The 6,977-nt window shown below is 36.7% G+C and carries 7 protein-coding genes and 2 pseudogenes; all 9 read right to left on the reverse strand.

What is annotated here, in order from left to right:
• Window positions 1–53: 53 nt before the first annotated feature.
• Window positions 54–344: a hypothetical protein gene (locus tag N4310_RS06810; protein ID WP_262092587.1), complete on the reverse strand. Its 291-nt coding sequence runs from the start codon at window positions 342–344 to the stop codon at window positions 54–56.
• An 11-nt stretch (window positions 345–355) separates the two neighbouring features.
• On the reverse strand, window positions 356–1,063 hold the full coding sequence (locus N4310_RS06815; protein WP_262092588.1) for an SDR family NAD(P)-dependent oxidoreductase: 708 nt from the start codon (window positions 1,061–1,063) through the stop codon (window positions 356–358).
• A complete protein-coding gene (locus N4310_RS06820) occupies window positions 1,050–1,793 on the reverse strand; it encodes a methyltransferase domain-containing protein (RefSeq protein ID WP_262092589.1) in 744 nt (247 codons plus the stop codon). The genes N4310_RS06815 and N4310_RS06820 overlap by 14 nt, the downstream gene beginning before the upstream one ends.
• Entirely contained in the window at window positions 1,786–2,796 is a 1,011-nt protein-coding gene (locus N4310_RS06825; RefSeq protein WP_262092590.1) for a hypothetical protein, read from the reverse strand. Before N4310_RS06825 ends, N4310_RS06820 begins: the two co-directional genes overlap by 8 nt.
• Before the next feature lie 545 nt (window positions 2,797–3,341).
• A complete protein-coding gene (locus N4310_RS06830) occupies window positions 3,342–4,055 on the reverse strand; it encodes an ABC transporter permease (protein WP_262092591.1) in 714 nt (237 codons plus the stop codon).
• Window positions 4,048–4,896, reverse strand: coding sequence for an ABC transporter ATP-binding protein (locus tag N4310_RS06835; RefSeq protein ID WP_262092592.1), 849 nt, complete (start codon window positions 4,894–4,896; stop codon window positions 4,048–4,050). The genes N4310_RS06830 and N4310_RS06835 overlap by 8 nt, the downstream gene beginning before the upstream one ends.
• A 327-nt stretch (window positions 4,897–5,223) precedes the next feature.
• A pseudogene (locus N4310_RS06840) lies at window positions 5,224–5,781 on the reverse strand (helix-turn-helix domain-containing protein); the annotation flags it as partial.
• A gap of 121 nt (window positions 5,782–5,902) precedes the next feature.
• Window positions 5,903–6,223: pseudogene (locus tag N4310_RS06845) on the reverse strand (helix-turn-helix domain-containing protein); the annotation flags it as partial.
• 348 nt (window positions 6,224–6,571) lie between these two features.
• Complete coding sequence (locus N4310_RS06850) at window positions 6,572–6,736, reverse strand: hypothetical protein (protein ID WP_202056455.1); 165 nt, start codon at window positions 6,734–6,736, stop codon at window positions 6,572–6,574.
• Window positions 6,737–6,977 lie beyond the last annotated feature (241 nt).

Consider the following 6,977-nt stretch of genomic DNA (forward strand, 5'->3'; position numbering starts at 1 on the left):
AGTAGTATTTTTGGTCTAACTCTACTATAACAGGATTTATTCCTTTTTTGCGTTTACACAAGATATTGTACACTCTCCAAAAATAATACTAGCTTATGGAAAAAATCAATCTTTGAACTATTCACAATCATTCTCAATAGATGAAAATTTGTGAATGTCCCACGTTTATAGGGGGAGTGATAAAAGTCATACAGGGGATTTGCAGAATCATCCATCTCTCCCAAATAATTTTCCAAGGGTTGCTTTGATACAATCATTCTGTCATTTCTGACATTATAAACCCATCGCTCATCCTTATAAACACTGTATTGAATATGGTGAAGCTCTTCAATCGTTTGAACCATACCATCTCCTTTTAAACAATCGTATAGCCATAATCCAAAATCAGATTTTGTCCTCTAATTGATTGACTCACTTCTCCAAGGAGAAAATGTAGAGAATGGCTCACATCTTCAAGGGAGACAAATCTCCGATAAGGAATTCTTGCTAATAAACGTTTTCCAAAATAAGAGTCCAATAAGTCCTTATTCTCCTCTGTTTTGATATAAGAAGGAGAGACTGTATTGACACGAATATCTTTATCACTGATTTTCGCGTAATCAACAGAAAGATTTTTGGCTAAATGAATCAAGGCACTTTTAGAAGTCCCATAATCAATTCGCTGACTGTGACCAACAACACCATTTTGTGAAGCAATAAGGACAATAGCCGTCTGAGGACTAAAATAATCATAGGCTGATTTGAGGGAAAAAAGAGCTGCTTTCACATTAACATCAAAAGTGGTATCCCAATCCTTAATGGTCACTCCAAAAACATCGTTCATCGGATTCACCCCTACTGCAAAAACAATCTGCGAAAATTGTTTACCTAGGTCTGCCAAAAAATGAACTATTTTCTCATAAGCCCCATCTTCACGAAAATCAACAGATAGATAGTGCTCTAAGCCTGACTCTGCTGGAAAATCAATACCGACAATCGTGTCATAGGTATCTTTGTACCGATTCATATAGTCTTGACAGACATGACTTTCTGAACCAATGAGTAATAAATTATTCCTTCTCATGAAACACCCCTTCCACCATGGTATAACAGTCAGAATTAGAGATAACATTAAAGACGATTCCTAGTTTCTCAAAAAGCTTTTTCACACTAGTATGAGAATAAGCATATTTAACTGAAATCCCCAGTTTTTCAGAATTAGCAAGATTATAAATAATCTTCTCCCTTGATTGATCAAAGAAATTCACATAATAAAACTTCCCTAATCCAAGCGTATAACTTTGAATACTATCCATCGAATCAAGAAAGAAATCTTCCTTTAAGAAATCAAAAATAATTCGTTTAATGAAAGGTTGTTGCCGTTTTATAGACTCTAAAAAATATTCAAAATCAGAGAGACTAAACAGGGACACCGAGGTGGCCGGAATAATAATGACCTCAATATTATTTTTAGGTAGAGATTCAACCTCCTGTAAAGTCAGAGGATAAATTCTATCCCGACCAGTTTCATCAATATACTGAGACATTTCTTCAAAGGGTTCGATACCGTAAACATCATATCCTGCTTGAAACAAGGGATTAAAAATACGACCAGTACCACTCCCGATTTCTAAAACAGGCATTGTCTTATCAAAATAACGTTTATAAATATCCAAATCGTTTTCTAACAAGCTGTCCTGTTCGACAATCAATCGGTAATATTCTGAAAAAGTCGTATCATTATATAAGTTATCAATAACCTCTAGCTGCTCAGCTCGTCTTTGAAATTTTTTATGAATGAATTCATTAAGCATATGTTTCTAAGACCTCTACAACTTTTTGCATCACTAGATCTCTTTCATCAAGACGATTTTTGATAATATACTCAAGCTTCTCAAAAACCACTTGATTGATCTTGAAAATACGACTATTTGGAAGATTAAAGGCAAAATGATGGTCTGAATTCTTAAATGCTATCCAATTTAAAGAAACTATCCTGTCTTCAATTGCCGCAAGATGGTATTGATTATAAGGAGTGACAAATTCTAAATCATTATAGGTACGATTCATAGCAATTAAGAGGGGAACTAAACACCAAATCTCATTGTTGGCATCTATGACCTGTCTCTCTAATTTCATGCTAGCTTCATTAAAAAGTTTCTGAAAACTCTCACCAGAATAACCAATTGGTATATTCATAGCCGAATCAAGATAAAATGTGCTCTGCTTAAATACCAGAGAATTAAATCTTGATATTCCCGTTAAAATACCGTAATCCAAGACATGGTTTGTTAACATCAGATGACCAGATTTTAGAAATTCTTCCAGCGCATCCCTTAATTCCAGCTCCGTTAATCTTGCAAAAATTTCCATTTTGCTAAAATTAGCAATAGATCTAACAATAAAAGGATTGCTCGGATCATTACAATCGGTATCTGAATAAATCGCACTGTTAATCGCAAAATGAGGAATCAAGTCCTTATTTTCAGATAAAAATGTATTTACTTCATCAACTTGCACATGTTTCAGTAATCCCTTTGTTAAGTGAGGATACATAGCACTCCTGAAAGCTCTGTAACCATTCTCAAAAACTTCTTCTGTTTTTAAAGTTCTTAGAGTCCGATAACCACTATGATTTTCTAAGACTTTTTGTACATTGATCACTTGCTCATCAGATAATAATTTTCCTAAAGAATCCATTTCAAGAGTAGTAATGGGATAATCTACCTTATCTGACAAATAATTCACTAGACGTTGCAAACGGCTATTTTCTTCAACCGCAATAAAGACATAACGATCAAATTCTAAAAAATCCATATAATCTATTAAATCTTAAAAACTTTGATGATCAAAATCCAAATAATCCACACTGAATGGATCTTGCAGCTCGATAGGCAAGTCTAACGAATATAGCAGTTCATCTCTTTCATACACAAAATTTAAGCCAATCATCTTCTCTCCAATCTATTATTACTTGTACCTTAATCTAGACTGGGGAGCCTTTTCCCCCTTCTGTTCAGACTATTAGGAATACTGAATTCACAAGCCAGGGAAGTATCGCAAAAGCCGGATAAATCATAACTTTCCTCCTTCTATTCAAACTATCATAGACAAACATACATTTTAAACATTTTATGGCCAAAAAAATTTTACGAGCCAGGGAAGTATCACAACAGCTGGATAAACCATAACTTTCCTCCTTCTATTTAAACTACTAAGAACAAACATAAATTCTAAACATTGTAAAAGCCCTTATGGTAAAAGAAATTTTACAACCAATAGCAAACCAACAGAACTTGGGTAAAACATAACTTTCCTCCTTTCACCTAATAAATAATCTTCAAACCTTTTTCTCCAATAAACTACATCCGATTCCTTCCTCTAAGAACCCAAAAGTTACAGACGATTAGAAGCACAAGCCAACCGGCTAGAGCCAGCGAACTTTGCAGAGCCTCATGCCAAGAAAATGCCTGCCATTTGGTCACATAGTCTGTGAATAGCCCCATAAAACTGTAATCAACAAATGTCCCCAAACTCTTATCCAGATTGGCTAACATTGGCAAAAAGGCTACCAAAAGCATAACAGGGAGACTAATAACCTGAGCTTCCACCTGACTCCTAGTCACTAAGCCTAAGAAAAGATAAGTCAAAATAATGACAAGAGAGGTTAAGAAAACAATCGCCCCATAATTAACAAGATTTTCAATCGAAATTCCCAAAATTAGGGGAACGGCTCCCATGATAATCAGAGTCAAGACGAAGGGTATCACCAAAGTCGATGCAAGATACTCATAGCCTCTCACACCACTCAAGAGCAGGGTTCGTAGATTGCCCTTTTCTTTTTCTTCCGACAAAATAACCGTAATCGGATTACCCACGGCCATCACGAGAGAGAAGGGGAGACAGATGGCTAAGAGAGCCAAAGCTTCCATCTCTCCACCGCCACCTTGTGTCTCCAAGAGGTATTTATAAAAATAGACGAAGGCAAACGGTAGTAGGATTTGAAGTAAGATACTTTTATTGGAAAAAATAATTTGGAGACGTAACCACAATAAAGCCGACATTCGCTTAAACATTTAATTCTCCTCCTGTCAATGAAATGAAAATATCTTCCAGAGTTGGTTCACAAGAATGGATCGAAACAAGCTCCTCCAACGGATCTGCTAAAGTCACTGCTAAATCCGTAAAAGCAACCACCTGCTGATTGCCATCCACATAGTGAAGGGTGACTTTTCTATCCGTATTGTACTTCTGAATCAAATCCGCAGGATTACCTTCCTCAACTAATCTCCCCTTATGGAGTAAGGCTAGATGATCGCACAAAAGTGTTGCCTCGTGCATATCATGAGTGGTCAGAAAAATCGTGGTTCCCGCTGCTTTTAACTCCAAAATCAAGTCATGGATAGTCCGTGATGTCGCAGGATCTAGACCAGAAGTTGGCTCGTCCAGAAATAGAACTTTCGGCTGATTGATTAGCGCTCGCACCAAAAACATCCGCTGCTTCATCCCTGTTGATAGCTTTTCAGCAATCTTATTTCTACTTTCATACAAACCAACGTTTTGCAACAACTCATCAACCCGTGATGTTGGAACCCCGTGGAACTTGCTGTAAAACAGGAGATTTTTATAAAGAGTCATTTTTTCATAAAAACCACTTGTATCCCCCACTAGCCCAATTTGTTCCAATTCATCAGCTGACAACTCACCTGAGCTCTTACCTAGAATAGTAGCCTGACCACCATCCGATGAGAGCTGCCCCGTCAAGATGTTGATCATGGTCGTTTTCCCAGAACCCGAAGGTCCCAGAAAACCAAAAATCTCACCTGACTCAATCGCAAAGCTAATATCATCTAAGGCGGTAAATGTCCCAAACTTCTTTCGGATACCCCGAACCTCAATTGCTCGCCCTACACTCATGATGTCTTCCTTTCTAAACAGCTCTTTACTTATGATTCAATAATCTATCAAGTAACACATTATTTAACAATAACTTACGGTACAGTAAATACCATCCAAGTCACAATTATTAACAAAAATTTGAGCCTTTTCATATTTCACACCCCTTGCTTTCTTACTGGTGTTGATATCTATATTTAGCAACCACATCATTAGTCGAATAAACCTTATAGACTACTCAAAGCTGAAAATCTAAGATCCAAATAAAACGCTTTCAAACTTTATGAGTTCATTATAATGAACTCATAAAAATAAGACCATGACATAAATGTCATGGTCTTATTTAATTTAAATAGAATCCTTTTCTCTTTCCATTTGGATATTAGCCGCTAAAATTTCATCACCAAAATTCTGTGCTAACAAGAATGCCAAATCATAACATTCCCTAGCCTTTTCTACATCATGCTCCGCATATAAATAGTACTTAGCATCGTAAATAAAAGCGAGCGGTTTAGCACTATGTTGCTGAGTCTCCGCAATAATAACATGCATCCTATCTGATAGTCTTTTTATATGAGAATACTCCGCATGATCCAAGTATACTCCTGCTATTGCTGTTAATGCCCCCAATATCTCAGCATTATAGTACTCATCTCCTGAAATTTTCTGTTCTAAAACCTTTATCTCTAACGACTTTAAGAGGCTTCTATCATAATCCTTATCTTGACACTGAAGAGCATAGTAGGAAATCAACAATAAATCATTTACAGTATAGTATGTTTTCAAAAAGAGCTGTTTAAAAAAATCCTCAAAAACATCCTCTGCTGCTGCCGTCTTGCCTGTCGATCGGTAATCCAATGTGTTGTCAACCAGCTCCAGCATATAAAGTTCTTCTTCCGGCAAATAATCGAAGTATTTCTCATAAGGGGACCTCTAAAAACTAAATTTCTGAAAATCTAAATGTTGATTTATCAAGGTTTGAGTGATTCAATTTGAAGAAAAACTGGGGTTTTTAGAGGTTCCCATAAATATCCTCAACCATCTGGATTTTCTTAGCCAAGCGTTCCTCATCTCCGTAGGTTGGAAACTTAAATAGTTGGTATTTAATGGAAAAATATTCATCTGGAATAGCAATACTCTCTCCTGCTAAAAGGATCGCTAAATCAGTCTCTAAAACTTGAGCAATATATTCGAGTTTAATAAGCGAAGGTAGCGATTGACCGAGTTCAATCCGGGCTAGCTGGCGAACCGTCAACTCTTCCTCACCTCCGCACAACCTCTCCCGAGAAAAACCTTTTTTCTCTCTCTCTTCTCTGATTTTCTTTCCAATGATTTCTTTCACACTCATAGCATCCACCTCTTTATAGAACTATTATAACACGCAGATACTAAAAATAAGAGGAAGATGAACTGGAGACCAAGATTTAAAAAACAACTCTAGTAAATAGGCTGGATCCCCCCCCGACTTTATCATCTAAAAATAAACAAAGAGCAGCTAACCCCTTGTACCCCAAGGGATTTGGCTAGTCTTTTTCTTATTTGGGTGTTGTATATGAAGCCTTGGAACCACTCAAGGTATGAATATTCTCTGAAAACATATCCCTTTCAATCTGATATTGGCAAAGGAGAGATAGGCAAGTTCTAAAATGAACTTGTACATCATTCTATGTTTAGCTTTTAGCATCTAGATCACCCATCATTTTACTCCAAAAAATGCTTTTATTTCTTGAGGATCACTAACGTAGGTAACATCCGAGACATCCACTGTTTTAGGCGTTACATCTCTGCGGAGTGCTTTTAGAAGACTATCCGCTGATGCAGCAGTAAAACTAAAGTCACTGGTAAATGTTTTTGTAGCCATTATAAAAACCTCCTTTGTTCGCTAACTTTAGACTATTGTAACAAAAAAAAGTGCTAAAAGCACCTAAAAACTGCATTTCAAGCTGTCTTAGCCACCACAAAAACCCTGCCCCTCTTCTTGAGGAGCAGGGTCTAGCTACGACTAATTCCGCAGTTCTAATACTAGGGCACCTCTAAAAACCAGAAGTATTCCGTCATATAAAAAAAGAAGGGACTCTTGTCCTCTAATTTCCAGCAAAAGT

This window comes from Streptococcus danieliae (genome assembly GCF_025447695.1).
Taxonomy (GTDB): Bacteria; Bacillota; Bacilli; order Lactobacillales; family Streptococcaceae; genus Streptococcus; species Streptococcus danieliae.

Coding starts and splice junctions, on each gene's coding strand:
- N4310_RS06810 (WP_262092587.1), bottom strand. CDS start 344: ATGGTTCAAACGATTGAAGAGCTTCACCATATTCAATACAGTGTTTAT.
- N4310_RS06815 (WP_262092588.1), bottom strand. CDS start 1,063: ATGAGAAGGAATAATTTATTACTCATTGGTTCAGAAAGTCATGTCTGT.
- N4310_RS06820 (WP_262092589.1), bottom strand. CDS start 1,793: ATGCTTAATGAATTCATTCATAAAAAATTTCAAAGACGAGCTGAGCAG.
- N4310_RS06825 (WP_262092590.1), bottom strand. CDS start 2,796: ATGGATTTTTTAGAATTTGATCGTTATGTCTTTATTGCGGTTGAAGAA.
- N4310_RS06830 (WP_262092591.1), bottom strand. CDS start 4,055: ATGTTTAAGCGAATGTCGGCTTTATTGTGGTTACGTCTCCAAATTATT.
- N4310_RS06835 (WP_262092592.1), bottom strand. CDS start 4,896: ATGAGTGTAGGGCGAGCAATTGAGGTTCGGGGTATCCGAAAGAAGTTT.
- N4310_RS06850 (WP_202056455.1), bottom strand. CDS start 6,736: ATGGCTACAAAAACATTTACCAGTGACTTTAGTTTTACTGCTGCATCA.